This is a genomic window from Rhizobium sp. R634, from assembly GCF_002211305.1.
Classification (GTDB): Bacteria; Pseudomonadota; Alphaproteobacteria; order Rhizobiales; family Rhizobiaceae; genus Rhizobium.
Genome location: NZ_LOKW01000001.1, coordinates 77,069 through 99,089, shown reverse-complemented (window position 1 = coordinate 99,089; position 22,021 = coordinate 77,069). Strand labels below are relative to the sequence as shown.

At 64.2% G+C, this 22,021-nt stretch carries 27 protein-coding genes; 20 read left to right on the top strand and 7 right to left on the bottom strand.

Going from position 1 to position 22,021, the window contains the following annotated elements:
* The 3 genes from gabD (at position 1) to ATY77_RS00455 (ending at position 2,831) form a co-directional block, all read left to right on the top strand.
* Complete coding sequence (gene gabD / locus ATY77_RS00465) at positions 1-1,452, top strand: NADP-dependent succinate-semialdehyde dehydrogenase (protein ID WP_088686213.1); 1,452 nt, start codon at positions 1-3, stop codon at positions 1,450-1,452.
* Positions 1,453-1,606: 154 nt separating this feature from the next.
* The gene (locus ATY77_RS00460; RefSeq protein WP_088685597.1) at positions 1,607-2,281 is read left to right on the top strand and encodes a L,D-transpeptidase; all 675 of its coding nucleotides are present in this window, start codon (positions 1,607-1,609) and stop codon (positions 2,279-2,281) included.
* 13 nt (positions 2,282-2,294) lie between these two features.
* Positions 2,295-2,831, top strand: coding sequence for an OmpA family protein (locus tag ATY77_RS00455; RefSeq protein ID WP_088685596.1), 537 nt, complete (start codon positions 2,295-2,297; stop codon positions 2,829-2,831).
* A 46-nt stretch (positions 2,832-2,877) separates the two neighbouring features.
* On the opposite strand, the gene ATY77_RS00450 is transcribed toward ATY77_RS00455, so the two are convergent.
* Positions 2,878-3,801 (bottom strand): LysR family transcriptional regulator, encoded by a 924-nt coding sequence (locus ATY77_RS00450; protein ID WP_088685595.1) that lies wholly within the window; start codon positions 3,799-3,801, stop codon positions 2,878-2,880.
* A 61-nt stretch (positions 3,802-3,862) separates the two neighbouring features.
* Between ATY77_RS00450 and ATY77_RS00445 the strand changes: the two genes are divergently transcribed.
* The 4 genes from ATY77_RS00445 to ATY77_RS00430 are packed head-to-tail and all read left to right on the top strand — an operon-like array spanning position 3,863 to position 9,528.
* Positions 3,863-5,296 (top strand): VOC family protein, encoded by a 1,434-nt coding sequence (locus ATY77_RS00445; protein ID WP_088686212.1) that lies wholly within the window; start codon positions 3,863-3,865, stop codon positions 5,294-5,296.
* Positions 5,293-6,711 (top strand): FAD-binding oxidoreductase, encoded by a 1,419-nt coding sequence (locus ATY77_RS00440; RefSeq protein WP_088685594.1) that lies wholly within the window; start codon positions 5,293-5,295, stop codon positions 6,709-6,711. Before ATY77_RS00445 ends, ATY77_RS00440 begins: the two co-directional genes overlap by 4 nt.
* A gap of 31 nt (positions 6,712-6,742) precedes the next feature.
* Entirely contained in the window at positions 6,743-8,275 is a 1,533-nt protein-coding gene (locus ATY77_RS00435; RefSeq protein ID WP_088685593.1) for an aldehyde dehydrogenase family protein, read from the top strand.
* A 14-nt stretch (positions 8,276-8,289) separates the two neighbouring features.
* Positions 8,290-9,528: a pyridoxal phosphate-dependent aminotransferase gene (locus ATY77_RS00430; RefSeq protein ID WP_088685592.1), complete on the top strand. Its 1,239-nt coding sequence runs from the start codon at positions 8,290-8,292 to the stop codon at positions 9,526-9,528.
* A gap of 55 nt (positions 9,529-9,583) precedes the next feature.
* Here the strand turns inward: ATY77_RS00430 and ATY77_RS00425 are convergent, their stop codons facing one another.
* Complete coding sequence (locus ATY77_RS00425; RefSeq protein WP_088675481.1) at positions 9,584-10,309, bottom strand: PspA/IM30 family protein; 726 nt, start codon at positions 10,307-10,309, stop codon at positions 9,584-9,586.
* Entirely contained in the window at positions 10,306-10,740 is a 435-nt protein-coding gene (locus tag ATY77_RS00420) for a YjfI family protein (RefSeq protein ID WP_088675480.1), read from the bottom strand. The genes ATY77_RS00425 and ATY77_RS00420 overlap by 4 nt, the downstream gene beginning before the upstream one ends.
* 102 nt (positions 10,741-10,842) lie before the next feature.
* Here ATY77_RS00420 and ATY77_RS00415 point away from each other — a divergent pair, with 102 nt between their 5' ends.
* Genes ATY77_RS00415 through ATY77_RS00395 form a run of 5 tightly spaced genes read left to right on the top strand, consistent with a single transcriptional unit; the run spans position 10,843 to position 14,764 of the window.
* Positions 10,843-11,898, top strand: coding sequence for an ion channel (locus ATY77_RS00415; protein WP_088685591.1), 1,056 nt, complete (start codon positions 10,843-10,845; stop codon positions 11,896-11,898).
* Positions 11,895-12,551 (top strand): YjfK family protein, encoded by a 657-nt coding sequence (locus ATY77_RS00410; RefSeq protein ID WP_088685590.1) that lies wholly within the window; start codon positions 11,895-11,897, stop codon positions 12,549-12,551. The genes ATY77_RS00415 and ATY77_RS00410 overlap by 4 nt, the downstream gene beginning before the upstream one ends.
* A gap of 33 nt (positions 12,552-12,584) precedes the next feature.
* Positions 12,585-12,986, top strand: a complete 402-nt coding sequence (locus tag ATY77_RS00405) for a DUF350 domain-containing protein (RefSeq protein WP_088685589.1) — start codon at positions 12,585-12,587, stop codon at positions 12,984-12,986.
* A gap of 13 nt (positions 12,987-12,999) precedes the next feature.
* Entirely contained in the window at positions 13,000-13,605 is a 606-nt protein-coding gene (locus tag ATY77_RS00400; RefSeq protein ID WP_088675476.1) for a DUF1190 domain-containing protein, read from the top strand.
* Position 13,606: 1 nt separating this feature from the next.
* The gene (locus ATY77_RS00395) at positions 13,607-14,764 is read left to right on the top strand and encodes a glutathionylspermidine synthase family protein (protein ID WP_088685588.1); all 1,158 of its coding nucleotides are present in this window, start codon (positions 13,607-13,609) and stop codon (positions 14,762-14,764) included.
* Positions 14,765-14,776: 12 nt separating this feature from the next.
* Here ATY77_RS00395 and ATY77_RS00390 read toward each other — a convergent pair whose 3' ends face one another.
* From ATY77_RS00390 to ATY77_RS00375, 4 genes are all read right to left on the bottom strand, one after another.
* Positions 14,777-15,343: a hypothetical protein gene (locus ATY77_RS00390; protein ID WP_088685587.1), complete on the bottom strand. Its 567-nt coding sequence runs from the start codon at positions 15,341-15,343 to the stop codon at positions 14,777-14,779.
* 146 nt (positions 15,344-15,489) lie between these two features.
* The gene (locus tag ATY77_RS00385) at positions 15,490-15,921 is read right to left on the bottom strand and encodes a SyrB2 regulator (RefSeq protein WP_088685586.1); all 432 of its coding nucleotides are present in this window, start codon (positions 15,919-15,921) and stop codon (positions 15,490-15,492) included.
* Between the two features lie 146 nt (positions 15,922-16,067).
* Positions 16,068-16,703, bottom strand: coding sequence for an NrsF family protein (locus ATY77_RS00380; RefSeq protein ID WP_088675472.1), 636 nt, complete (start codon positions 16,701-16,703; stop codon positions 16,068-16,070).
* Positions 16,700-17,257, bottom strand: a complete 558-nt coding sequence (locus ATY77_RS00375; RefSeq protein WP_088675471.1) for a sigma-70 family RNA polymerase sigma factor — start codon at positions 17,255-17,257, stop codon at positions 16,700-16,702. The genes ATY77_RS00380 and ATY77_RS00375 overlap by 4 nt, the downstream gene beginning before the upstream one ends.
* Positions 17,258-17,482: 225 nt before the next feature.
* Here ATY77_RS00375 and ATY77_RS00370 point away from each other — a divergent pair, with 225 nt between their 5' ends.
* The 8 genes from ATY77_RS00370 to ATY77_RS33070 all read left to right on the top strand — a co-directional run bounded on the left by ATY77_RS00370 (position 17,483) and on the right by ATY77_RS33070 (position 21,910).
* Positions 17,483-17,767, top strand: coding sequence for a DUF2282 domain-containing protein (locus ATY77_RS00370; protein WP_088675470.1), 285 nt, complete (start codon positions 17,483-17,485; stop codon positions 17,765-17,767).
* A gap of 63 nt (positions 17,768-17,830) precedes the next feature.
* Positions 17,831-18,685, top strand: coding sequence for a DUF692 domain-containing protein (locus ATY77_RS00365; RefSeq protein WP_088685585.1), 855 nt, complete (start codon positions 17,831-17,833; stop codon positions 18,683-18,685).
* An 8-nt stretch (positions 18,686-18,693) separates the two neighbouring features.
* Entirely contained in the window at positions 18,694-19,473 is a 780-nt protein-coding gene (locus ATY77_RS00360) for a DNA-binding domain-containing protein (protein WP_088685584.1), read from the top strand.
* The gene (locus ATY77_RS00355) at positions 19,463-19,948 is read left to right on the top strand and encodes a DoxX family protein (protein WP_088685583.1); all 486 of its coding nucleotides are present in this window, start codon (positions 19,463-19,465) and stop codon (positions 19,946-19,948) included. Before ATY77_RS00360 ends, ATY77_RS00355 begins: the two co-directional genes overlap by 11 nt.
* A gap of 89 nt (positions 19,949-20,037) precedes the next feature.
* A complete protein-coding gene (locus ATY77_RS00350) occupies positions 20,038-20,295 on the top strand; it encodes a hypothetical protein (protein WP_008536431.1) in 258 nt (85 codons plus the stop codon).
* Positions 20,295-20,666 (top strand): type II toxin-antitoxin system RelE/ParE family toxin, encoded by a 372-nt coding sequence (locus ATY77_RS00345; protein WP_088675466.1) that lies wholly within the window; start codon positions 20,295-20,297, stop codon positions 20,664-20,666. The genes ATY77_RS00350 and ATY77_RS00345 overlap by 1 nt, the downstream gene beginning before the upstream one ends.
* A 236-nt stretch (positions 20,667-20,902) precedes the next feature.
* Positions 20,903-21,289 (top strand): DUF1236 domain-containing protein, encoded by a 387-nt coding sequence (locus ATY77_RS00340; protein ID WP_088675465.1) that lies wholly within the window; start codon positions 20,903-20,905, stop codon positions 21,287-21,289.
* Positions 21,290-21,445: 156 nt separating this feature from the next.
* Complete coding sequence (locus tag ATY77_RS33070; protein ID WP_245309882.1) at positions 21,446-21,910, top strand: hypothetical protein; 465 nt, start codon at positions 21,446-21,448, stop codon at positions 21,908-21,910.
* Positions 21,911-22,021 lie beyond the last annotated feature (111 nt).

Here is a 22,021-nt window from a genome sequence, read left to right as displayed (position 1 = left end):
ATGCAATTGAAGGACGCAACATTGTTCCGGCAGGCGGCCTTGGTCGGCGGTGCGTGGATCGAGGCCGGGGAAGACGGCATTGCCGTCGACAATCCCGCGACCGGCGAGATCCTCGGCCGCGTTCCCAATCTCGGGGCTGCCGAGACGAAGGCGGCGATTGCCGCAGCCGAGGTAGCGCAGAAGGAATGGGCGGCGCGCACCGCCAAGGAGCGCGCGGTGATCCTGCGGCGCTGGTTCGAACTGATGATGGACAATCAGGACGATCTCGGCCGCATCCTGACGGCGGAACAGGGCAAGCCGCTCGCCGAGGCCAAGGGCGAGATCGCCTATGGCGCAAGCTTCATCGAATGGTTTGCCGAGGAGGCCCGGCGCCTCTATGGCGACATCGTGCCCGGCCATCAGAAGGACAAGCGCATCCTTGTCATGAAACAGCCGATCGGCGTCGTCGCGGCGATCACTCCGTGGAACTTCCCGAATGCGATGATCACCCGCAAGGCAGGCCCTGCCTTTGCCGCCGGCTGCGCCATGGTGCTGAAGCCGGCCTCGCAGACGCCGTTTTCGGCGATCGCCATCGCCATCCTCGCCGAACGCGCCGGCTTGCCCAAGGGCCTGTTCAGCGTGCTCACCGGTTCGGCGCGCGCCATCGGCGGCGAGATGACCGCAAGCCCGATCGTGCGCAAGCTGACCTTCACCGGCTCGACCGAGGTCGGCGCCGAGCTCTACCGGCAGAGCGCCCCGACCATCAAGAAGCTCGGGCTGGAGCTCGGCGGCAATGCTCCCTTCATCGTCTTCGACGATGCCGATCTCGATGCGGCCGTCGAAGGCGCGCTGATCGCCAAGTTCCGCAACAATGGCCAGACCTGCGTCTGCGCCAACCGGCTCTATGTGCAGGAGGGCGTCTATGACGCTTTTGCCGAGAAGCTCTCCAAGGCGGTCGGGGCATTGAAGACCGGCAACGGTTTCGACGAAGGCATCAATCTCGGCCCGCTGATCGACGCGTCTGCCCTTGCCAAGGTCGAGGAACATGTCGCCGATGCGCTGTCGAAGGGCGGCCGGGTCGTTGCCGGCGGCCGTCGCCACCGGCTCGGCGGCCGCTTCTATGAGGCCACCGTGCTCGCCGACGTCACCCCGGCCATGGCGGTCGCCAAGGAAGAAACCTTCGGGCCGGTGGCACCGCTCTTCCGCTTCAAGGACGAGGCCGATGTGATCGCCCAGGCCAACGACACCGAGTTCGGGCTTGCCTCCTATTTCTACGCCAAGGATCTTTCCCGGGTGTTCCGGGTGGCCGAGGCGCTGGAATACGGCATGGTCGGCGTCAACACCGGGCTGATCTCGACGGCCGAAGCCCCCTTCGGCGGCGTCAAGCTTTCCGGTCTCGGCCGCGAGGGCTCGAAATACGGCATCGAGGAATTCACCGAAATCAAATATGTCTGCCTCGGCGGCATCGCCTGAGGCTTAGGAGCAGGGGCCGGGAAGTGTCTTCGGCACTCTCGGCCTGTTGCGGCCAGTTGCAGAAAGAAAAGGCGCGGCGGCATTTTTTGTTGTCGCAAATGAAAAATCTGCTTTACTGCCACCTCGCTGCTTGGGCTTTAGGGGGATATAGCCGATGGTGGGGACTCGCAGGGAATTTTTGCTTGGCGGTTTGGCGTTACTTGGCGCCGGCGCGGTCGGGAGGCCGGCTTTCGCCCAGGCCTCTTCCTTTTTTGCCGGCACTGCCGTCGATAACGGGGTAACGTTCCGAGCGACGAACTTCGCCAAGATCGACAAGCGGTGGCACCGCCAGGTCGTCAAATATTTCAGCAGCGAGCCGATCGGCACCGTCGTCGTCGATACAAGGCATCACTTCCTCTACCTGATCATGGAGAACAAGACGGCCATCCGCTACGGCGTCGGCGTCGGCCGCGAGGGCTTCAAGTGGTTCGGCCGCGCCACGATCGACAGCAAATCGCTCTGGCCGCGCTGGACGCCGCCGCCTGAGATGCGCAAGCGCCATCCCGAACTGCCGGAATTCGTGGCAGGCGGCTCGCCGAAGAATCCGCTCGGCCCCCGCGCCATGTATCTGCATCGCGACGGCGTCGACACCGGCTATCGTTTCCACGGCACGCTGGAGCCCTGGAGCATCGGCAAGGATGCCTCCAGCGGCTGCATCCGCATGTTCAACGAGGATGCCATCGATCTCTACCAGCGCTGCCCGATCGGCACCGCCGTGCAGGTCCTGCCGCATATCGCCGATCAGGCCCCTCAGGCCCCTCAGGCCACCGAAGTCACCGCGGTCGAATAAGGAAGACGTCCCGATGTTTGTTTCGACCGGATTTGCGCGCCGCCTTTTCACCGCGGCCATGTTCCTGGCGCTTGCCGCCTGCTCCACCACCGATATCGCTTCGGTGGAAGAACCGCCCGCCGCGCCGATGACCGGCCAGACCAACGATCCCGCTCCCGGCTTCGAGAGTGTCTCTGCCGGCAGCGAAGAGGACTTCATCCTCAATGTCGGCCGGCGGATCTATTTCGCGCAGGATTCCGCGAGACTCGATTCCGTCGCCATGGCGACGCTGGACAGCCAGGCCGCCTGGCTCGCCCGGAACCCGAACTGGCTGATCAAGCTGCAGGGCTTTGCCGACGATTCCGGCTCCGAGACCAAGATGAAAACCCTGTCGCAGCAGCGCGCCGATGCGGCGATGGCCTATCTCGTCTCGAAGGGCGTGGACGCAAGGCGGATGTGGGCGAAGGGCTACGGCAACGACCGCGAAGTGCGCGACTGCACGGAACGCTCCTGCAAGGTGCAGAACCGGCGCGTCGTCACCAATCTGCGCGCCCAGCGCGACGAGGTCTGATCCTGACCTGACCTGTTGTGATCGGACGGCTTATGCCGGCCGATCATCACGCGTGTGTCTCGCTTTGCGCGGAGGGATCGGCCCCGACCTGCGCGGTCAGCCATTCGACGAAATTCCTCGCCGTGGCGTTCTGCCGCTTCTCCTCGGGAACGGCGATGTAATAGCTGTTGTCAGTCGCCATCGGCAGATCGAAGAGCGAGACCAATATGCCGCTGCGCAGCTCCTCTTCGATCAGATATGAGGGAAGCAGAGCAGCGCCGAGCCCAGCAACGGCCGCGGCAGTGATCATCGAGAACTGGTCCAGCCGCAGGCCGCGATAGGCGTTGTCGCTGACGACGGCATGCGCATCGAACCAATCCGACCAGAGCCGCGGGCGGGTCGTCAGGTGGATGAGCGGTATGGTCGACAGGCCGCTCGGGTCTTCGAGCGCCCATCGCTCCGCCACCTCGCGCTTGACGACGGGCAGCACGGTCTCGTTGCACAGGAAGGTGCAGGTGGCGCGCGGCCAGACGGGCTGGCCGTAATGGATGGCCAGATCGAAATTCTCATCCTCGAAGACGAAGGGCTGCGAGCGGGACTCGATGGTGACGGCGACATCGGACAGCGCCATGAAGCCGCCGAGCCGCGGCACCAGCCAGCGGGCGCCGAATGTCGGCAGGGTTGCGATGTGCAGCGACTGCCGCATATGCTCGGCGGCCATGGCGCCGATCATGAGCTTTTCGGATTGCCCGAGCAATTTCCGGACATCCGGCAGGAAGCGCGCGCCGGCTTCCGAGAGAACCACGCGCTGGCGCACTCTTTCGAACAGCAGCAACCCGGTCTGCTGCTCCAAATCCCTGATTTGCCGGCTGACTGCGCTTTGCGTCAGGTTGAGTTCGGCCGCCGCGCGGGTGAAATTCCCGTGGCGCGCGGCGGATTCGAAAGCCTGCAGATTGGCAATGTCGGGTATCAGCCTTCGGCGCATGGTCATTCCATTTCCGCATCAACTGAACATCTAATCTCACAACATGAGCGGCACAACAACGCATAAGATGCGCGCCAGCCGATCGCAATTTCCCTTGAAGGAGGTGGCCTTGCAAAACCACGTTTCATCAGACGACATCCGCTCAGCCTTTTCCGCCGCCATGTCCGCCATGTACCGCCAGGAGGTGCCGGCCTACGGCACGCTGATGGAGCTGGTCGCCCGGGTGAATGGCGAGGCGCTGGCTGCGGACCCCGAATTGAAGGAACGGCTCGACGCCACCGACTCGCTGGAGCGCATCTCCGAGGAACGCCACGGCGCGATCCGCCTGGGGACGGCGGCAGAACTCGCGATGATGCGCCGCGTCTTCGCCGTCATGGGCATGTATCCCGTCGGCTATTACGACCTTTCGACAGCCGGCGTTCCCGTCCATTCCACGGCCTTCCGGCCGGTCGGCGAAGCCGCGTTGAAGCGCAACCCGTTCCGTGTCTTCACTTCGCTCCTGCGCCTCGACCTGATCAAGGACGAGACCCTGCGCGCCGAAGCGGAAGCCGTGCTTGCCGGACGCCGGATCTTTACGCCGGGCGCCGTCGAACTGACCGAGAAGGCGGAGCGCGACGGCGGCCTCGACAAGGCCGAGGCCGGCCGCTTCGTTTCGGAAGTGCTCGAAACCTTCCGCTGGCATGACAAGGCCAATGTCGATGCCGGCATGTACAAGCGCCTGCACGACGCGCACCGGCTGATCGCCGATGTCGTATCCTTCAAGGGGCCGCACATCAACCACCTGACGCCCCGCACGCTCGATATCGACAGGGTTCAGGCGCTGATGCCGGAATATGGCATTGCGCCGAAGGCCGTCGTCGAAGGCCCGCCGACGCGCAAATGCCCGATCCTGCTGCGCCAGACCTCGTTCAAGGCATTGGAAGAGCCGGTTTCCTTCGCGGCCGGCGACGGCAGCTGGAAGCCCGGCTCGCACACCGCCCGTTTCGGCGAAATCGAGCAGCGCGGCATCGCGCTGACGCCGAAGGGCCGCGCGCTCTACGACGAACGCCTGGAAGCGTCGCGCAAGATCGTCCGCCCGGCCGCCGATGGCTCCAACGCTCGCGAATACGAGGCGGCGCTGGCAAAGGCCTTCGAAGGCTTCCCGGACGACTGGGCCGGCATTCGCCGGGCGGGCCTCGGCTATTTCAGCTACTCCCTTACCGAAAAGGGCCGCGCGGCCGGTTCGCTCGCCTCCGGCGATCTCCAGGCGCTGATCGCCGACGGCCTCGTTCGTTTCGATCCGATCGTCTACGAGGATTTCCTCCCCGTCAGCGCCGCCGGCATCTTCCAGTCGAACCTCGGCGACACCGCGCAGCAGGAATTCGTCGCGAGCCCGAACCAGAAGCGCTTCGAAACCGATCTCGGCGCCACGGTTCTGAACGAGTTCGATCATTATGCCGGCATCGAAGCCGCTTCGATCGACCAATGCCTCGGCGCGCTGCGTTCGGTTGCCGCGGAATGACGCTGGAGCGTGCACATATCGACGCGTTGACGGCGATCCTCGGCGAGAAAGGCCTCCTCACGCAGGGGCTGGAAGCCTATGAAACCGGCGCCCGCTATGACCGCGGCCGCGCCGCCGCGGTGTTGAGGCCGAAGTCGACAGCCGAGGTTTCCGCGGCCGTCGCCTATTGCGTGCGCCACGCCATCCCGCTCGTCCCGCAGTCCGGCAATACGGGGCTGGTTTCCGGGTCGACGCCCGATGCGTCCGGAAACGAGGTCGTGCTCAGCCTGGATCGTCTCGGCGGCGGCATGGATCTCGATCTCGACAATCGCTCGGTGCGGGTCGATGCCGGCATGCGGCTTTCCGATCTCAACGCACGGCTGGAAGAGCACGGCCTGTTCTTCCCGATCGATCTCGGCGCCGATCCCCGCATCGGCGGCATGGTCGCGACCAACACCGGCGGCTCGCGCTTCCTCAAATATGGCGACGTGCGCCGCAACACGCTCGGGCTGACGGTCGTGCTCGCCGACGACGAGGGAACCGTGCTCGACCTGCAAAACCATCTGCGCAAGGACAATACCGGCGTCGACTGGAAGCAGCTGTTCATCGGCACGTCGGGCGCCTTCGGCATCGTCACCGAATGCGTGCTGAACCTCGAACCCCTGCCCCGGCAGGTCGCGACGGCCCTTCTGGTGCCGGCCGGCGGCGCACAGGTGCTGCCGCTGCTGCGAGCGATGGAAGAGAAGCTCGGCGCCTATCTCTCCGCCTTCGAAGGCATGTCCGCCAACGCCATCAAGGCCGCCTTCGCGCATGTGCCGTCGCTGCGCAATCCCTTTCAGGGCGGCCATGTTCCCGATTACGTCATCCTGGCGGAAATCAGCCGGACCTGGGCGTCGCGCGAGGGCGAACAGCCGCTCGATTCCGTGCTCGAAACCGCTCTCGCCGAGATCTGGGAGCTGCCGTCCGCGCCGCTCGCCGATGCCCTGCCCGGCCCGCCGCAGGAAATCTGGGCTCTGCGCCACAGCCTGTCGGAGGGCGTCAAGCATCTCGGCAAGCTGATCGCCTTCGACCTTTCCTTCCGCAGAGGAGACATCATGGGCTTCTGCGACCGGATGAAGGCGGAGATGCCGGCGAAATTTCCCGGCGTCGCGATCTGCGATTTCGGCCATATCGGCGATGGCGGCGTGCACTTCAATCTCGTCGTGGCGAAGGACAGCCCCCTGCTGCAGGACGAAACCTTCGAGGGCCGGCTTCGGGACTGGGTCTTCACCGTCGCCGTCGGGGAATATGGCGGCAGCTTCAGCGCCGAACACGCGATCGGCCGCCGCAACCAGGCTTTCTACGACCGCTACACATCGGAAAAACGAAAACAGATGGCCGCCGGCCTGAAAGCGCTCACCTCGCCGGCCCGGCTCGGCAGCGTGCGTTTCGGCTAAATTGGACCAGAGGAAAAACAGGAGCTCGATCATGAACATTGCAACTGCGAAAATCGACGTCGTCAGGGAAGCCGCCGCACTTCTGGAGAAGCTCGGCGTCGCGAGAGACCTCTATATCGGCGGCGACATGGCGTCCTACAGCCCGGTCAGCGGCGAGCAGGTCGCGAGCCTCAAGACCGTCTCGGCGTCCGAGGCCGCCGCCAGGATCGAAAAGGCCGACAAGGCCTTCCGTATCTGGCGCCTGGTGCCGGCGCCGAAGCGCGGCGAATTGATCCGGATCTTCGGCGAGGAGCTTCGCGCCTCCAAGGCCGATCTCGGCCGCCTGGTTTCGCTGGAAGCCGGCAAGATCCCGTCGGAAGGGCTCGGCGAAGTGCAGGAGATGATCGACATCTGCGATTTCGCCGTCGGGCTTTCGCGCCAGCTTTACGGCCTGACGATCGCCACCGAACGTCCCGGCCATCGCATGATGGAAACCTGGCATCCGCTCGGCGTCGTCGGCATCATTTCCGCCTTCAATTTCCCCGTCGCCGTCTGGGCCTGGAATGCCGCACTTGCCATCGTCTGCGGCAATCCCGTCGTCTGGAAGCCCTCGGAAAAGACGCCACTGACCGCGCTTGCCGCCCAGGCGATCTTCGAGCGGGCGCTCGCCCGCTTCGGCGACGCGCCCGAGAACCTCTCGCAGGTGTTGATCGGCGACCGGACGATCGGCGAGGTGCTGGTCGACAATCCGAAAGTCCCCCTCGTCTCGGCGACCGGCTCGACCCGCATGGGCCGCGAGGTCGGCCCGCGGCTCGCCAAGCGTTTCGCCCGCGCCATTCTCGAACTCGGCGGCAACAATGCCGGCATCGTCTGCCCGTCTGCCGATCTCGACATGGCCCTGCGCGCCATCGCCTTCGGCGCCATGGGCACCGCCGGCCAGCGCTGCACCACCATGCGTCGCCTGTTCGTCCATGACAGCGTCTACGATCAGCTCGTGCCGCGCCTGAAGAAAGCCTATGCCTCGGTTTCGGTCGGCAACCCGCTCGAATCCGCTGCCCTCGTCGGCCCGCTGATCGACAAGGCGGCCTTCGACGCCATGCAGAAGGCGATCGCTTCGGCGAGGGAACATGGCGGCAGCGTCCATGGCGGCGAGCGCGTCGAGCTCGGCCATGACGGCAGCTATTATGTGAAGCCGGCGCTCGTCGAGATGCCGGAGCAGGCCGGCCCCGTGCTGGAGGAAACCTTCGCGCCGATCCTCTACGTGATGAAGTACAGCGATTTCGACGCGGTGATCGAAGAGCACAATGCGGTGGCAGCCGGCCTCTCCTCGTCGATCTTCACCCGCGACATGCAGGAATCCGAGCGTTTCCTCGCTGCCGACGGCTCGGACTGCGGCATTGCCAACGTCAATATCGGCACGTCGGGCGCTGAAATCGGCGGCGCTTTCGGCGGCGAGAAGGAGACCGGCGGCGGCCGCGAATCCGGCTCGGATGCATGGCGGGCCTATATGCGCCGCGCCACCAACACGATCAACTATTCGAAGGCCCTGCCGCTGGCGCAAGGCGTTTCCTTCGATATCGAATAGGATCGGATAACGGCATGACGATCAACACCCGGATCGAGGAGGCAGGCTTCAGGCCCGCCTCGCGCATCGCCTCCGTCGGCGTTTCGAAAATCCTGCAGATCGGCGCGCGCGCCGCGGTCATGAAGCGCGAGGGCCTTCCCGTCATCGTGCTCGGCGCCGGCGAGCCGGATTTCGATACGCCGCAGAATATCAAGGAAGCCGCCAAGGCGGCGATCGACCGGGGCGAGACGAAATATACCGCCCTCGACGGCTCGCCCGATCTCAAGAAGGCGATCGTCGAGAAGTTCCGCCGGGAGAACGGCGTCGACTACGCGCTCGACGAGGTGACCGTCGCAACCGGCGCCAAGCAGATCCTCTTCAACGCCTTCATGGCGAGCCTCGATCCCGGCGACGAGGTCATCATCCCGACGCCCTACTGGACCTCCTATTCCGACATCGTCGAAATCTCAGGCGGCGTCAGCGTGCTGATCCCCTGCGATGCCAAGGCCGGCTTCCGGCTGACGGCCGACCAGCTGGAAAAGGCGATCACGCCGAAGACGCGCTGGGTGCTGCTCAATTCGCCATCCAACCCCTCGGGTGCCGCCTATGGCGCCGAGGATTACCGGCCGCTGCTCGACGTGCTGCTCCGCCATCCGCATGTCTGGCTGATGGTCGACGATATGTACGAGCACATCGTCTATGACGGATTTCGCTTCGTCACTCCGGCCGCGCTGGAGCCGCGGCTGAAAAGCCGGACGCTGACGGTCAACGGCGTTTCCAAGGCCTATGCCATGACCGGCTGGCGCATCGGCTATGCCGGTGGGCCGAAAGCCCTGATCAAGGCGTTGGCCGTCATCCAGAGCCAGGCGACCTCCTGCCCGTCCTCCGTCAGCCAGGCCGCTGCGATCGAGGCCCTGAACGGGCCGCAGGATTTCCTGAAGGAACGCCAGGAGAGCTTCCGCCGCCGGCGCGACATCGTCGTTGCCGGGTTGAACGCCATCGACGGGCTGGAATGCCGGACGCCGGAAGGCGCCTTCTACACCTTCTCCGGCTGCGCCGGCGTGATCGGCAAGACGACGCCGAAAGGCCGGAAGATCGAAGCCGACCACGACTTCACCGATTATCTGCTGGAGGAGGCTCACGTCGCCGTCGTGCCGGGTTCGGCCTTCGGCCTGTCACCCTATTTCCGCATTTCCTATGCGACCTCGGAGGGCGAACTCATCGAGGCGCTGGCACGCATCGACCGCGCGTGCCGTCTTCTGACGAAAGGCTGACGATCAACAGGCCCGGCCGGGGTCGGCGATAAACCCGCCCCGGCCGGAACCGGCTTTACTTCTTGTCCGATGGCGGAGGCAGCAGAGCGGTCGGGGCCGCCGGCGCCATCAGCTGCGCAAGAATGTCGTCTGCCGAGTGGCTCGAGCCGCCGATACCCGCCTCGCGAAGCTGACGGTCGAGATCGCTGCCATCTTCGAGGGCTGCGAGTTCGGCGCCTGCCTCGATCCGGCCGGCAACGGCTTCCTGGCGCTTCTTGATGCGCTCCAGGCTCTGAACGGCGCTGCCGAGACGGGTGTTGATCCCGGACTGGCTGTGCGCGATCGCCGACTGCGCCCGCAGCAGCGACTCGTTCGCCTTGACGTTTTCGATCTCGCGTTTCATCTGCGTGATGCGCGCCTCGGTATCCTGGATGGTGCGCAGCATCTGCTGCTGGCGCGGCAGCAGGCGATCGAGTTCATCCTGATCCCGCTGCACCTCGGCCCTGACGGTGGCGATGCGCTGCGCCAGCCCCTGGGCCAGATCCGTGCGGCCGGCGGCGATGGCGGCCCTGGCGCTTTCGGTATCCTTGTATTCCTTGGCGCGGTTTTCCTCGAGCCGCCGGTTGACGCTCTTGTTCGACGCCATGATGCCCGCCAGGTCCGACCGCGCCTGGCGAAGCGACTGCTCGGCATCCCGGATCTCCTGATCGAGAATGCGCATCGACTGGCTGTCTGCGGCTGCTTCGGCCGCCTCGTTGATGCCGCCGCGAATGGCGGTGAAAATCTTGCCCCAGGTGCTCACGCTGCAATTTCTCCCTTCTTCCACTCTTCGACCATTCTGGCCGCATCGACCGCATTGGCGGCGAGAATAGCCACCTCCTCGACGATGGTGTCGGCGCGCGAGCGCGCCGAAAGCGAGCCGAACAGTTCATACCATTCCTCGCCGCCGATGGTGGTGATCCCGAAGCTGGAGAGCGGCACGAATTTATGCGTCTTGAGCACCATGCGCTCGAAAGCTTCCCGCTTGGGGACGTCCTTGCATGGCAGAAGAACGGCGCTGACCAGAATGTCGCGCTCGCCGCTCACCGTCACGAAGACATCGAGATCGCCTTTTTCCTTGAGGGTCACGCAAATGACGTCGCCCTGATCGGGCACGGAGACATCGACATCTCCCAAGGGTTCGGGATCGGCTGCGAATAGGCGGGTCAGGGTCGTTAGGGTCCAGGTCTCCAAAAGATCCTCCGTCGGCTGAAAGTATCGTCAGTATCAATCTAAAGTTTGCGAGGCCTACATAAGTTGATATATGTCCGGTCGGCAACAGGGGAATGGACTCGCTTGATATTTCTCGGCTCGATCATGCGGCGTGTTTATCTATCGCTGAGCGAGCTGACATGGTCGGCGCTGCTGTCGATTTTCGCCGTCCATCTCGTCGCTTCCTATGCGCTGCTTGCCCTCGCCGGCGAAAGCGCGCTTGTCGGAAACCTCATCGATTTCATCTATTACTACATGGTGACGGCGACGACCGTCGGCTACGGGGACATCTCGCCAAAATCGGAGGCCGGCCGGCTGCTCGTCGCCCTGTTCGTCCTTCCCGGCGGCATCGCGATCTTCACCGCCGTTCTCGGCAAATTACTGACAGGCATAGGCACGATCTGGAGGAACCGCATGCGGGGATTGGGCGATTACGGCGAAAGAGCCGGCCATGTCATCGTGGTGGGCTGGCAGGAGGGGCAGACGCACCAGGTGCTGCGGCTGCTCCATACCGAGCGGCAGGCGCACGAACCGATGAGCGTGCTGATCGCCAAGGATCCGGCGGAAAATCCGGCAAGCGACTGCGCCGACTACATCCGCACCGAGCGGCTGGCGGATGCCGATGCGCTGACCCGCGCCGGCGCGGCCGGAGCCCGGTCGATCGTCATCCGCGGCGCAAACGACGACGAGACGCTGGCCGCGGTGCTGATCGCCGAAGAGCATGCGACCGCCGCCCACATCGTCGCCTATTTCCAGGACGACCGCACTGCGCAGATGGTCAAGCAGCGCCGCCCCCGCGTCGAAGCGATCGGATCGCTCGCGGAAGAACTGCTGTCGCGCTCGGCGCGCGATCCTGGTTCGTCCGAAATCGCAGCGCGTCTTCTGTCGGCCGCATCGGCCGACACCGCCTTCTCGCTGTTGGTGCCGCCGCTCTCCGCGCCGCTCAGCTACGGCTCGGTCTTCCTCGGCCTCAAGCGCCAGTACAGGGTGACCCTGGTCGGAATGCTGCATAAAGGAGTGACCGACCTCAACTGCCGCGACGACCTGCTGCTGAAGGGCGGAGAGACACTTTACTACATCAGCGAAATGCGGTTGAGTTCGGCCGCCATTGGCTGGGCTCAACTAGGGGATGCACCATGATCGGCTGGTTCGGAGGAAACAAGGACAAGACTTTCGCGGCCGAGCGAGGTCCTCTCGGCGCCAGCATCGGCGGCGCGCTGGAGATCGATTTCCTCTCGCTCGAAGCCGACGCGCTGACGGGCACGCCCGCCATGCCGCTGCCGAAGAGCGGGCCGTTCATCATCGCCGCCTACGGCCAGGTGCAGCTCGATGCCGCGACGACCCTCTCGCGCTATTACGACGACGAGCACCGCATGGTGCAGGTCATGTCGGCCTCCGGCACCGTCGGCGAAGCAATCGACGATGTGAGCTTCTACTGGCCCTGGGACAGCGTCGTGCCGGTCGGCCAGAGCGAATGGAACCGATGGACCGGCCCCAACGGACTGATCGGCCAGCCCTCCTATGACGCCGACGGCATCCTCTTCAACCGCTTCTGGGGAGAAGGGCCGGAACGCGCCGAACTCGTGCAGTTCGTCGAGACCATCGACGACGGCGAGGAGCAGCGGTCCATCCATCAGACCTGCATGCTCTATTACCGCCCGCTCGGCAGAACCCGCGAAATGCTGCTGCTCAATGTCGAACGCGATCTCGAGCAGGGCCAAAGCCTTGCGGGGAGTTCCATCGAATTCCTAATCGGCTACGGCATCGCTCCGGCCGATATCAGGCGGGTTTGAAGGCTTTCGATTTATCCATGGAGGAATTTTATTATGCTTGAGTATGTGGCGGGACTTCCGGCCTTCCTGATCTATTTTGCCATCGGTCTCGCTGCCTATGGGGTTTTCGGCGCAGTTTACACGCGGCTCACCCCGCACAGGGAAGTCGAGCTGATCCGCGCGGGCAATCTCGCCGCGGTCACCGCTTTCCTCGGCGCGCTTATCGGCTTCAGCCTGCCGCTCGCCTCGGCCGCCGCCAATTCGGTCAGCATCGTCGACTACATCATCTGGGCCATCATCGGCACGCTGGTACAGGTTCTCGGCTTCTTCATCGCCAACTTCACGATGCAGGATCTGCACGAGAAGATCACCCGGGGCGAAATCGCGGCAGGTCTGTGGGGCGGCGGCATTGCTCTGGTGATCGGGATCCTCAATGCCGCCTGCATGACCTACTGAGGGAGAGGCCGCCATGCGTAGACGTCTGACCGGCCGCAGGCCGCCAGTTCTTGCACTCGGCACCATTGCCGTTTCCACCATGATGCTTTCCGGTTGCGGAGACGATCCCGGCGACTCGCAGGTGATGTTCACCTCCGTCGACCAGTGCGTATCGGCCGGCATGGACCAGCAGGTGTGCCAGGCCGCCTATCAGGATGCCATGCGCGCCCACCTCGCCACGGCGCCGCGTTTCGACGGCATGGCCGCCTGCGAAGCCGAATTCGGAACGGGCAAGTGCGCCGAAGAGCCGAAGAGCACGGTCACCAACAACATGGGAGCAACCGGCAGCTTCTTCATGCCGTTTCTGAGCGGCTACCTCCTGTCCTCGGCACTCAACAATATCGGCGACTATTACACCTATCGCCGGCGGCAGGAGGAGATCGGCGGATCCGTCTATGTCGGCGGCGGCTCGACGCCGATCTATCGCAATCGCTCCGGCGAGCTGGTGACGACGGTTCGGTCGGGCAGCCGCGACAGCGTTGCGCCGGTGCGCCAGACGGTAAAACCCGTCAACGTCAACACCCGCACCGTCGCCCGCCAGGGCTTCGGCGGCCGGTCATCCTTCAGTTTCGGCGGTTAGGATGAAGCGCATCACGCTTCCGGCGCGCCCGGATTGGCTCGACAAGGCCCGGGCGGTCGGCTTCGGCTTTCACGAAATGTACGGCGAGCCCTATTGGCTCGACGACGCCGCCTATACCTTCACGCTCGAGCAGATCGAGACTGACATCGAAGCGCCGAGCCAGGAACTGCACGATATGTGCATGGATCTGGTCGGCGACATCGTCAACGACGAAGAGACGCTCGACCGGCTCGCCATCCCCGCCGACCTGCGCGACGTCGTGCAGCGTTCCTGGCGGCGCGGCGACCGGCATCTCTATGGCCGCTTCGACCTCGCCTATGATGGGACGGGCCCGGTCAAGCTTCTCGAATACAATGCGGACACGCCGACCGCCGTGTTCGAGACCGCCTTTTTCCAGTACAACTGGCTGACCGATCAGATCGGCCTCGGCGTCCTGCCCGAGGGCGCCGACCAGTATAATCTGCTGCAGGAAAGCCTTGTCGAGGCGTTCGAGCAGTTTCCCCGCGATTCCATTTTCCACTTCGCCGTCATGACCGACAACGAAGAGGATCGGGGCACGACCGTCTATCTGATGGACTGCGCCATTCAGGCCGGCCATCGCGTGCAATTGCTCGACATCGGTGAAATCGGCATCGATGCGCAGGGGCGTTATACGGATCTGCAGGATCGGGTGATCGATCGCTGCTTCAAGCTCTACCCCTGGGAATTCATGATGCGCGAGCCCTTCGGGCAGCAGCTCGTCCGCAGCGGCGACGTCTTTATCGAACCGGCCTGGAAAGCCGTGCTTTCGAACAAAGGGCTTTTGCCGCTGCTGTGGCGCCGCCACCCCAACCATCCCAATCTGCTGCCGAGCTATTTCTCCGACGATCCCAAGGCGTCGGAGCTGACCGACTATGTCCGCAAGCCGCTGCTGTCGCGCGAAGGCGAAAACGTGACGATCTTCCGCAACGGAGAGGAATTCGACGCGGCGCCCGGGGGCTACGGCGAAGAGGGTTTTATCGTTCAGGGCTATACGCCGCTCTTCGAGGGCCCCGGCGGCTTCGCGGTGCTCGGCAGCTGGGTCGTCGGCGACCGCGCCTGCGGCCTCGGCATCCGCGAGGACAAATCGCGCATCACCGCAAACCTCTCGCGCTTCGTCCCCCACGTCATCCTGGACTGACGCGGAAGAGACTCACGCGCGGTCGAAACGCTCGAGCATTTTCTTAAGCTGCGCGTTCTGGCGATGAAGCTTCTGCGCCAGTTCGCTTCGCAGCGCCCTGATCTCCTCGTCGAGCCTCGCCACGTCGTCGAAGAAAGGATCGCGCGACGGCGCGACGGGGGCGCGATCTGATGCGGCAAGGCTTTTTGCGACTACATCGGCCTGCGTCCGCTTGGGGCTGCCCTGACGCTTGGCCGGCGGCTTTCGTTGAGGCTTGGCGCCTGCCCCGGTCTTCACCGCTCCGAAAAGCGGGGCCTGCGCATCGGCAAGCGCCGGCGATTGAACCTCTGCGGCATCAACCGGCGGCTCCGATGCCGCGCCGGCATCGTGAACACTTTCCGTCTCGCTTGATATCGCCGGCGATCGGTCGTCTGAGACATGCGCGCCGGAGGCGGCGGCATCTGATGGAACCGCCGGGGCGGATTTCGCTTCGCTTTCGCTCGCCTCGGCATCGGCACTGCGCCCGGTCGAACTCTCCTCCGGTTTGGCCGGCCGCCGACGTGAGGTCAGATCGGCAAGAAATCTCCACGGTGTCTTCATGATGTTCGACCCTCCCGCAATACGAGCTGCGATCCTGCTGCAGCGACCATATCCTCAATGGTCGTTCGGCCGGGCACATCGACATGCGCCCGGCGAAATGAAATCGATGGCTGAGATCGGCGTCGTGACCTGTCCGCTTAGGAGACTCAGGCAAGCCCGAGCTTCTTGCGCAGCTCGGCATTTTCCTGGCGCAGCTTTTCCGCCAGGCTCTTGCGGAGCCGCTTGTTTTCCTCTTCGAGCTGAATGAGATCTTCCAGCTCGTCGATGGCGGGCGCGGAAGCCTTGGCCGGCTGCGCGGCAGGCTTTGCCACCTTCTTTGCCACAGCGGCCTTGGGCGCGCTCTTGCCAGCGGCGGCCTTCGTCACGGCCGGCTTGGGCTTGGCGCCCTTCGACCGGGCATCGGGCTTTGCCGGGCTTGCCGCCGGCGTCGGCGCGCTTACTGCTTCCGACACGGTAGGCGCCGCCTCGGCAGCGGCCTTCTGGCGCCGGGGCGCACGCGGCTTCTTCGCGTCGGTTTTCGCGGATGCAGCCGTCTCCGCAGCCGCGGCAGCGGAACCTGTATTATTCTCGTCAGCCATCAGTCGTCTCCTCTATAGCCACGTCTCTTTTCAACCGGTTGAAAGACGGAGTCAACAAAGTTACTTGGGAAGAAAGCAGTGGCCGCCGGCAAGACTGCACGGCGCAAGAATGACCGGCGGCGTCTGAGATTCCAGCGTCGGGAAAACTACCAGCGCAAGATGCGCCGGCCGACCAGCGACCCCGCCACGGTGACGATCGCAATCGCCAGGACATACCAGCTCATGAGGAAGAGCGGGCTGTCGTCAGGGCAGTGCCAGGCATAGATCGCAGCCGCAACCGCGCCGGCGGCAAGGCCGGCCGCAGCACCCGCTGCCGTGGGATCGCCAGGCGCGGCATTCTTCAGCGCCAGCATGAAGCCCACGAGCGGCGCCAGCGACAGCACGGGGATGAAGAAGACGCAGAAGGCCGCATTGTTGCCGATCATGCTCGCCGCCCAGTCCTGTTCCGGCACGGTGAAAAGCTCGGCGATCACGGCAGTAACAAGCAGTGCTGCCGGCAGGAGCAGCGCCAGAGCCCGCGCCCTCAGCGGCACCCCCGGCCGGCCGATCTGGAAGACGAGGCGCGCGGCGATAATCGCGAGCAGCAGCGTCTCGCAAATCTTGAAGAAGACCCGTGCCGTCTCGAAGACGGTCTGCATGTTGTGGCGCAGGCCGATCGTCGAAACCATCAGTGTCGCGGAGATCGCGATACCGATCAGCAGCACCAGCGCCATCATGCGGCCGAGCCGCAGGCGCACCGGCGCATCTTCCGACAAAAGATTGATCAGCTCATCCGTTTTCACTTGTCTTCACTCCGGTAAAGCGCGGCGAGCGTTTTCAGCGCCCGATGAAGGGCAACACGCACCGCGCCCTCACTCATCTTCAGCCTTTCGGCCGTCTCGCGTATGCCCGCCCCTTCCATGGAAATGGACCGGACGATATCGCGCTGCGGATCCCTCAGCCGCTCCAGCATATGCTCAGCGTCGAGCCGATCCAAGTTGCCGGCCTGCTCTTCGGCCTCCAGCGTCGCCATGACGTCGTCGATCGGCACGTCGACATGGCGGCCGCGCCGGCGCATGCTGTCGATCAGCTTGTTGCGCACGATCGTCGACAGCCACGGGCCGATCGGGCGCGCCGGGTCCCACGTTGCGCGTTTCAGGTGGACGGCGAGCAGCACTTCCTGCACCACGTCCTCCGCCTCGCTCGCCGGTGCGCCGAACTGGTCGCAGCGCCGGCGCGCCATCGCGCGCAGATGCGGCGTGACGGCGGAAAGGAAGCGGTGATAGGCCTGCGTATCGCCATCGATGGCGCTGCGCATCCAGCCTGCCCATTCCTCTTCACGCGCCGAATGTTTCACCCGACATAATCCCCTACGGATGAGCACACATTTTTGTTACCGCGACCGCGAAATTCTTTCGTGCGGCCCTGCAGCCCTTCGTTTCCAGGCTTTTCGCCCGCGGTTGTGCAAAGGGCAAGGGTGCGCCTCCAAAAAAATCGGACCGGGCGCTGTAACAACCGCGGTTCTCTCTCCGTAGCCCGCAATGCAAGCCAATCACGGCTTATCATTCAACGGAGATGAACAATGAAGAACAGCATCGTCACCCTTGCACTGGCAGGCTCCATCGCTTCGGCGCTCGCAGCCGTCGCCGCTCCGGCCGCCTCCGCCGCCGACAGCAAGGAGAAATGCTACGGCGTCGCATTGAAGGGCCAGAACGATTGCGCCGCCGGTCCGGGCACGACCTGCGCCGGCACCGCCAAGGTCGATTACCAGAAGAACGCCTGGAAGCTCGTTCCTGCCGGCACGTGCATGTCGATGAAGACGCCGGACGGCCATGGCTCGCTGATGCAGGGCAAGGCTCCGGTCTGAGCCAAGGCGCTGAAAGGACGGCGCCCCTCAGCGCCGTCCGCTTCCATCCCAGGAGATCGTCCGATGAAACCCTCCGAACTTCCCCGCCGCCCCGGTGTCGGCTTCAAGCCCGAGCATTTTGCCGAAATCATCGACCGCCCGCAGCCGCTCGGCTTTTTCGAAGTCCATGCCGAAAACTATATGGGCGCTGGCGGTCCGCCGCATGCCCAGCTCGGCAAGCTGCGCCAGGACTATGCGCTGTCGATCCATGGCGTCGGCCTCTCCATCGGCTCGATGCAGCCGCTCGACCGCACGCATCTCGCCCGGCTGAAAATCCTCTGCGACCGATACGAGCCGGAGAGCTTTTCCGAACATCTCGCCTGGTCGTCGCACGACACGGTTTTCATGAACGACCTGCTGCCGCTTCCCTATACCGAGACCACGCTCGCGCGCGTCGCGGAGCATATCGACGAGGTGCAGGACAAGCTGCGCCGCCAGATGCTGCTCGAAAATCCCGCGACCTATCTGCTATTCGAAGAAAGCACGCTGGAAGAGACGGAATTCCTGGCAGAGGTCGTCAAGCGCACCGGATGCGGGCTGCTGCTCGACGTCAACAACGTCTTCGTTGCCTCCACCAACCACAACATGGACCCGCGCGCCTATCTCGCCCGCTTCCCCTTGCAATGGGTGCGCGAAATCCATCTGAGCGGCCACTCCGAAACAAGCGATGACCAGGGCGCACCGCTGCTGATCGACTCCCACGACACACCGGTCAAGGATCCGGTCTGGGCTCTTTACGAAGAGGTCATCGCCAGGACCGCTCCTGTCGCCACCCTCATCGAATGGGACAACGACGTGCCGGAATGGCCCGTCCTGCGCGCCGAGGCGGAGGCTGCCAAACGCATACTCGACGCCGCCGCAAGCCGCCGCGCCGCGTGAGGTCCGCCATGCCAGCAGATATCCAAATCCGCTTTGCGAAGGCGCTTACCGACGCCGCTCTGCCCGTCCCGGCCGGTCTTGCCGCCTGGAATGGCGGCGAGCCGCTGCGCCGCTTCGGCGTCTATCGCAACAATGTCGCAAGCGGGCTCGTCAGCGCGCTTGCGTCCCGGTTCCCGGCTGCCCGGCGGATCGTCGGAGAGGGTTTCTTCGCGGCGATGGCGGGCGAATTCATCCGGCTTTTCCCGCCGCGCTCGCCATTGCTGATGTCCTACGGCGACGGCTTTGCCGATTTCGTCGAGTGCTTCGAACCGGTGCAGGAGCTTGCCTATCTCCCTGACGTGATCCGCCTCGAAGCGGCGCGCGGCCATGCCTATCACGCGGCCGACGCTGCGCCGCTCGATGCCGGCGAACTTTCGCGGGTCGCACCGGAGCAGCTCGCCCGCCTCGTTTTCCAGCCGCATCCCTCGCTCTCCATCCTGCGATCGGCGCACCCCATCATTACCATCTGGGCGATGAACAGCGGCGCGATGGACCTCGCGCCGATCGAGCCCTGGGCAGGCGAGGATGCGCTCATCGTCCGCCCGCACATGCTCGTCGAAATCCATCGCCTGCCGCCGGGCGGCGCGATCTTCCTGCAGGCGCTGGCCACCGGCGCGACGCTCCTTCAGGCGGCGGAAACCGCCGCCCTTTCAGCAGCCGAATTCGATCTTCCCGCCAATCTCGCCGGCCTCCTGCAGTCCGGCGCCTTCACCGCCATTCACAAGGAGATTGACCCCGATGAACACTGAGATGAGCATGACCGCCCCCGCCCCGCGCACGACGGCAGAGCGGCTCTACGCAACGTTCAGGCTTCTCGACCGCATTCCGCATGATCTGATCGCGCTGATCTCGCGCCTCTCGATCGCCGCCGTCTTCTGGCAATCGGGCCAGACCAAGGTGAACGGCTGGCATGTCACCGACAATGCCGTCTATCTCTTCGAGACGGAATACAGGCTGCCTTTCGTCGATCCCTGGATCGCCGCCCATCTTGCCGCCTTCGCGGAGCATTTCTTTCCCGCGCTGCTCGTCATCGGCCTCGCCAGCCGCCTCTCGGCGCTCGCGCTCCTCGGCATGACCGTCGTCATCGAGATCTTCGTCTATCCCGATGCCTGGCCGACCCACGGAACCTGGGCCGTCTGCTTCCTCGTCATCATCGCCGGCGGCCCCGGACGGTTTTCGCTCGATCACATCATCCGGCGCTGGTTTGGAATAGGAGGAGGCTGAGCGTACACGGCAAGCGAATGTCAAATATTGACATCACAGCCGGAATGCGAACAATTCATCCGGTGATCCGGATCAGGGAGGGCGCGGTTATGACCAGCAGCCTGCATGTCAGTTTGCCCGATGAAATGCGCGCCTTCGTCGATATGCGCGCCAACGGAAAGAGCCAATATACGACCCCGAGCGAATATGTTCGCGCCCTTATCCGCGAAGATATGGCACGTGAAGAAGATCGCCGCTACGCCATCCGCTCGCTGCTGCGGGCGGAAGAGGAATTCCGGCGCGGAGAGATGCTGCCCCTTTCCGCACTCGATGCCGTCGATGCCGAACTGGATGAAGAGCTGCGCTAGTGGCTCCTCGCGTTCTCATCCTGCCGACTGCACTTGACAATTATCGTCTGGCGGTCCGCGAAACCGCACGGAGATGGTCTGCCGAACAGGCAAAAGCATATGGCCGTCTGCTTCGAGCAGGATTTGAAGGCATCCCGGAAGCCTATGCCCGTCTGAAGGCGAGGGAAGACGAGCGAGTCGGGAACTCCCCCTTCCGGCTCCACAGGATCGAACACCATTACGCAGTGTACATAGTCGTTGACGATGCCACCTTCGTCATTGCCGCGGTCTTGCACGAGCGCATGGACATTCCCGCACAGCTGCGGTCGATCGAACGATTAACCGACAAAGAATATCAAGCGCTAATGGGGCATCCTCGGCCAAAGTCCTGATGCTTTCGATCATCATCAGGCTACCGGCAGCGATGATCCGCAATTCGGTCTTGCTCATGCCGAGAGGCGGCGCGCTGATAGAAAAGTCGACCCGTACGCCCGTCGGCAGTGATCGTTCCTTATGAGATTTTGCCGCCTGCACCCGCCAGCGCCGACGCCGTCCGACCAAGGTCCGATGCCTGGAACAAACTCTTCACGACTGGCTTTTCACTGCACCAACGATAAGGAGCAGTAAAATGAAAGGCATTATCCTCGCAGCGGCAATGGCGTGCATCGCGGGCTCGGCCTATGCCGATGGTGCAACGACCGGCATGGTCGGCGGTGCGGCCACCGGCGCTATCCTGGGCGGCCCCATCGGCGCCGGAGTCGGCGCGGTGGTGGGCGGCGTAGCAGGCGGTGCGATCGACCCTCCGCCGGCCGAAGTCGTGACCTATGTCGAGCAGGCGCCCGCCCCGGCGCAGACGGTCGTCGTGCAGGAGCGCGTGCAGGTCGGCGCTGCCCTGCCGGCCGATGTCATCGTCACTCCGGTCCCAGACAATCCCAAGTATGGCTACGTCGTGATCGGCCAGGAGCGGGTCATCGTCGAGCCGCAGAGCCGCAAGGTCGTGCAGATCATCCAGTAGTGGCATCCGGCCCGGTTTAAGAGTGACAACTCCCCCCGGATGATTGCGGGCGTCGGCTTCGGCCGGCGCCCGTTTCGCTTGCAGGCCAAGCCGCTGCACCGAACGACGCCCGAGTTTAGTAAGTTTTCACTAATTTACGCTTAAGTTTTGGTTAAAATGCGATTCACCCTCTTCGCAAATCGCGGGCGCCGTTTTCGCGATCTTCCGCGTTACCGCAGCATGCAACAGATAAACCGCCACTGGCAGATCGCTGCCCAAAACGCGATCAGCTATCGCGCCAAGTTTGCCCTGGCGACGGAGATCGTCAAATGCGATGCGTCTTCTCGCGAGATCCGGCGAGCGGCCCGCAGGGTCGTTCGCGCGCTGGAAGCGGTTATCGATCTTCCGATCGCCAGCGCCGATGTGCTGAGAAAGGGGCGGCAGCATTTCGACGCATTGACCGAACTGCTCGCATCCGCCGGACTGGATGTTGATGCCGGAGCCGGGCTCACCGAAGATATTCCCCCAGCCATTCGAAAAGCTCTGCTCGACGCCTCTGTGGAAGCGAATGCCGCTCGGCATATCGGCGATCGCCATTCCTCTGAAGGACGACTTCCTGCTCTGAGCGCCCACCGGCGCTGACGCGGCCACGGCCGGCGCGGGAAGCTGATGCGCTACCGCGCCGCCGCTTCTTCTTTCTCCAGGGCGCCGCGCTCTGATCGCCTCACGGCAGGACAAAGACATCTGGCGCGT

Bases quoted from the DNA above. Each gene is read 5' to 3' on its own strand.
- ATY77_RS00350 (WP_008536431.1), top strand. From the start codon at position 20,038: ATGACCAGCAGCCTGCATGTCAGTTTGCCCGATGAAATGCGCGCCTTC.
- ATY77_RS00450 (WP_088685595.1), bottom strand. From the start codon at position 3,801: ATGACCATGCGCCGAAGGCTGATACCCGACATTGCCAATCTGCAGGCT.
- ATY77_RS00365 (WP_088685585.1), top strand. From the start codon at position 17,831: ATGAAACCCTCCGAACTTCCCCGCCGCCCCGGTGTCGGCTTCAAGCCC.
- ATY77_RS00390 (WP_088685587.1), bottom strand. From the start codon at position 15,343: ATGAAGACACCGTGGAGATTTCTTGCCGATCTGACCTCACGTCGGCGG.
- ATY77_RS00455 (WP_088685596.1), top strand. From the start codon at position 2,295: ATGTTTGTTTCGACCGGATTTGCGCGCCGCCTTTTCACCGCGGCCATG.
- ATY77_RS00385 (WP_088685586.1), bottom strand. From the start codon at position 15,921: ATGGCTGACGAGAATAATACAGGTTCCGCTGCCGCGGCTGCGGAGACG.
- ATY77_RS00400 (WP_088675476.1), top strand. From the start codon at position 13,000: ATGCGTAGACGTCTGACCGGCCGCAGGCCGCCAGTTCTTGCACTCGGC.
- ATY77_RS00360 (WP_088685584.1), top strand. From the start codon at position 18,694: ATGCCAGCAGATATCCAAATCCGCTTTGCGAAGGCGCTTACCGACGCC.
- ATY77_RS33070 (WP_245309882.1), top strand. From the start codon at position 21,446: ATGCGATTCACCCTCTTCGCAAATCGCGGGCGCCGTTTTCGCGATCTT.
- ATY77_RS00460 (WP_088685597.1), top strand. From the start codon at position 1,607: ATGGTGGGGACTCGCAGGGAATTTTTGCTTGGCGGTTTGGCGTTACTT.
- ATY77_RS00370 (WP_088675470.1), top strand. From the start codon at position 17,483: ATGAAGAACAGCATCGTCACCCTTGCACTGGCAGGCTCCATCGCTTCG.
- ATY77_RS00340 (WP_088675465.1), top strand. From the start codon at position 20,903: ATGAAAGGCATTATCCTCGCAGCGGCAATGGCGTGCATCGCGGGCTCG.
- ATY77_RS00395 (WP_088685588.1), top strand. From the start codon at position 13,607: ATGAAGCGCATCACGCTTCCGGCGCGCCCGGATTGGCTCGACAAGGCC.
- ATY77_RS00445 (WP_088686212.1), top strand. From the start codon at position 3,863: ATGCGCGCCAGCCGATCGCAATTTCCCTTGAAGGAGGTGGCCTTGCAA.
- ATY77_RS00440 (WP_088685594.1), top strand. From the start codon at position 5,293: ATGACGCTGGAGCGTGCACATATCGACGCGTTGACGGCGATCCTCGGC.
- ATY77_RS00355 (WP_088685583.1), top strand. From the start codon at position 19,463: ATGAACACTGAGATGAGCATGACCGCCCCCGCCCCGCGCACGACGGCA.
- ATY77_RS00430 (WP_088685592.1), top strand. From the start codon at position 8,290: ATGACGATCAACACCCGGATCGAGGAGGCAGGCTTCAGGCCCGCCTCG.
- ATY77_RS00405 (WP_088685589.1), top strand. From the start codon at position 12,585: ATGCTTGAGTATGTGGCGGGACTTCCGGCCTTCCTGATCTATTTTGCC.
- gabD (WP_088686213.1), top strand. From the start codon at position 1: ATGCAATTGAAGGACGCAACATTGTTCCGGCAGGCGGCCTTGGTCGGC.
- ATY77_RS00435 (WP_088685593.1), top strand. From the start codon at position 6,743: ATGAACATTGCAACTGCGAAAATCGACGTCGTCAGGGAAGCCGCCGCA.
- ATY77_RS00410 (WP_088685590.1), top strand. From the start codon at position 11,895: ATGATCGGCTGGTTCGGAGGAAACAAGGACAAGACTTTCGCGGCCGAG.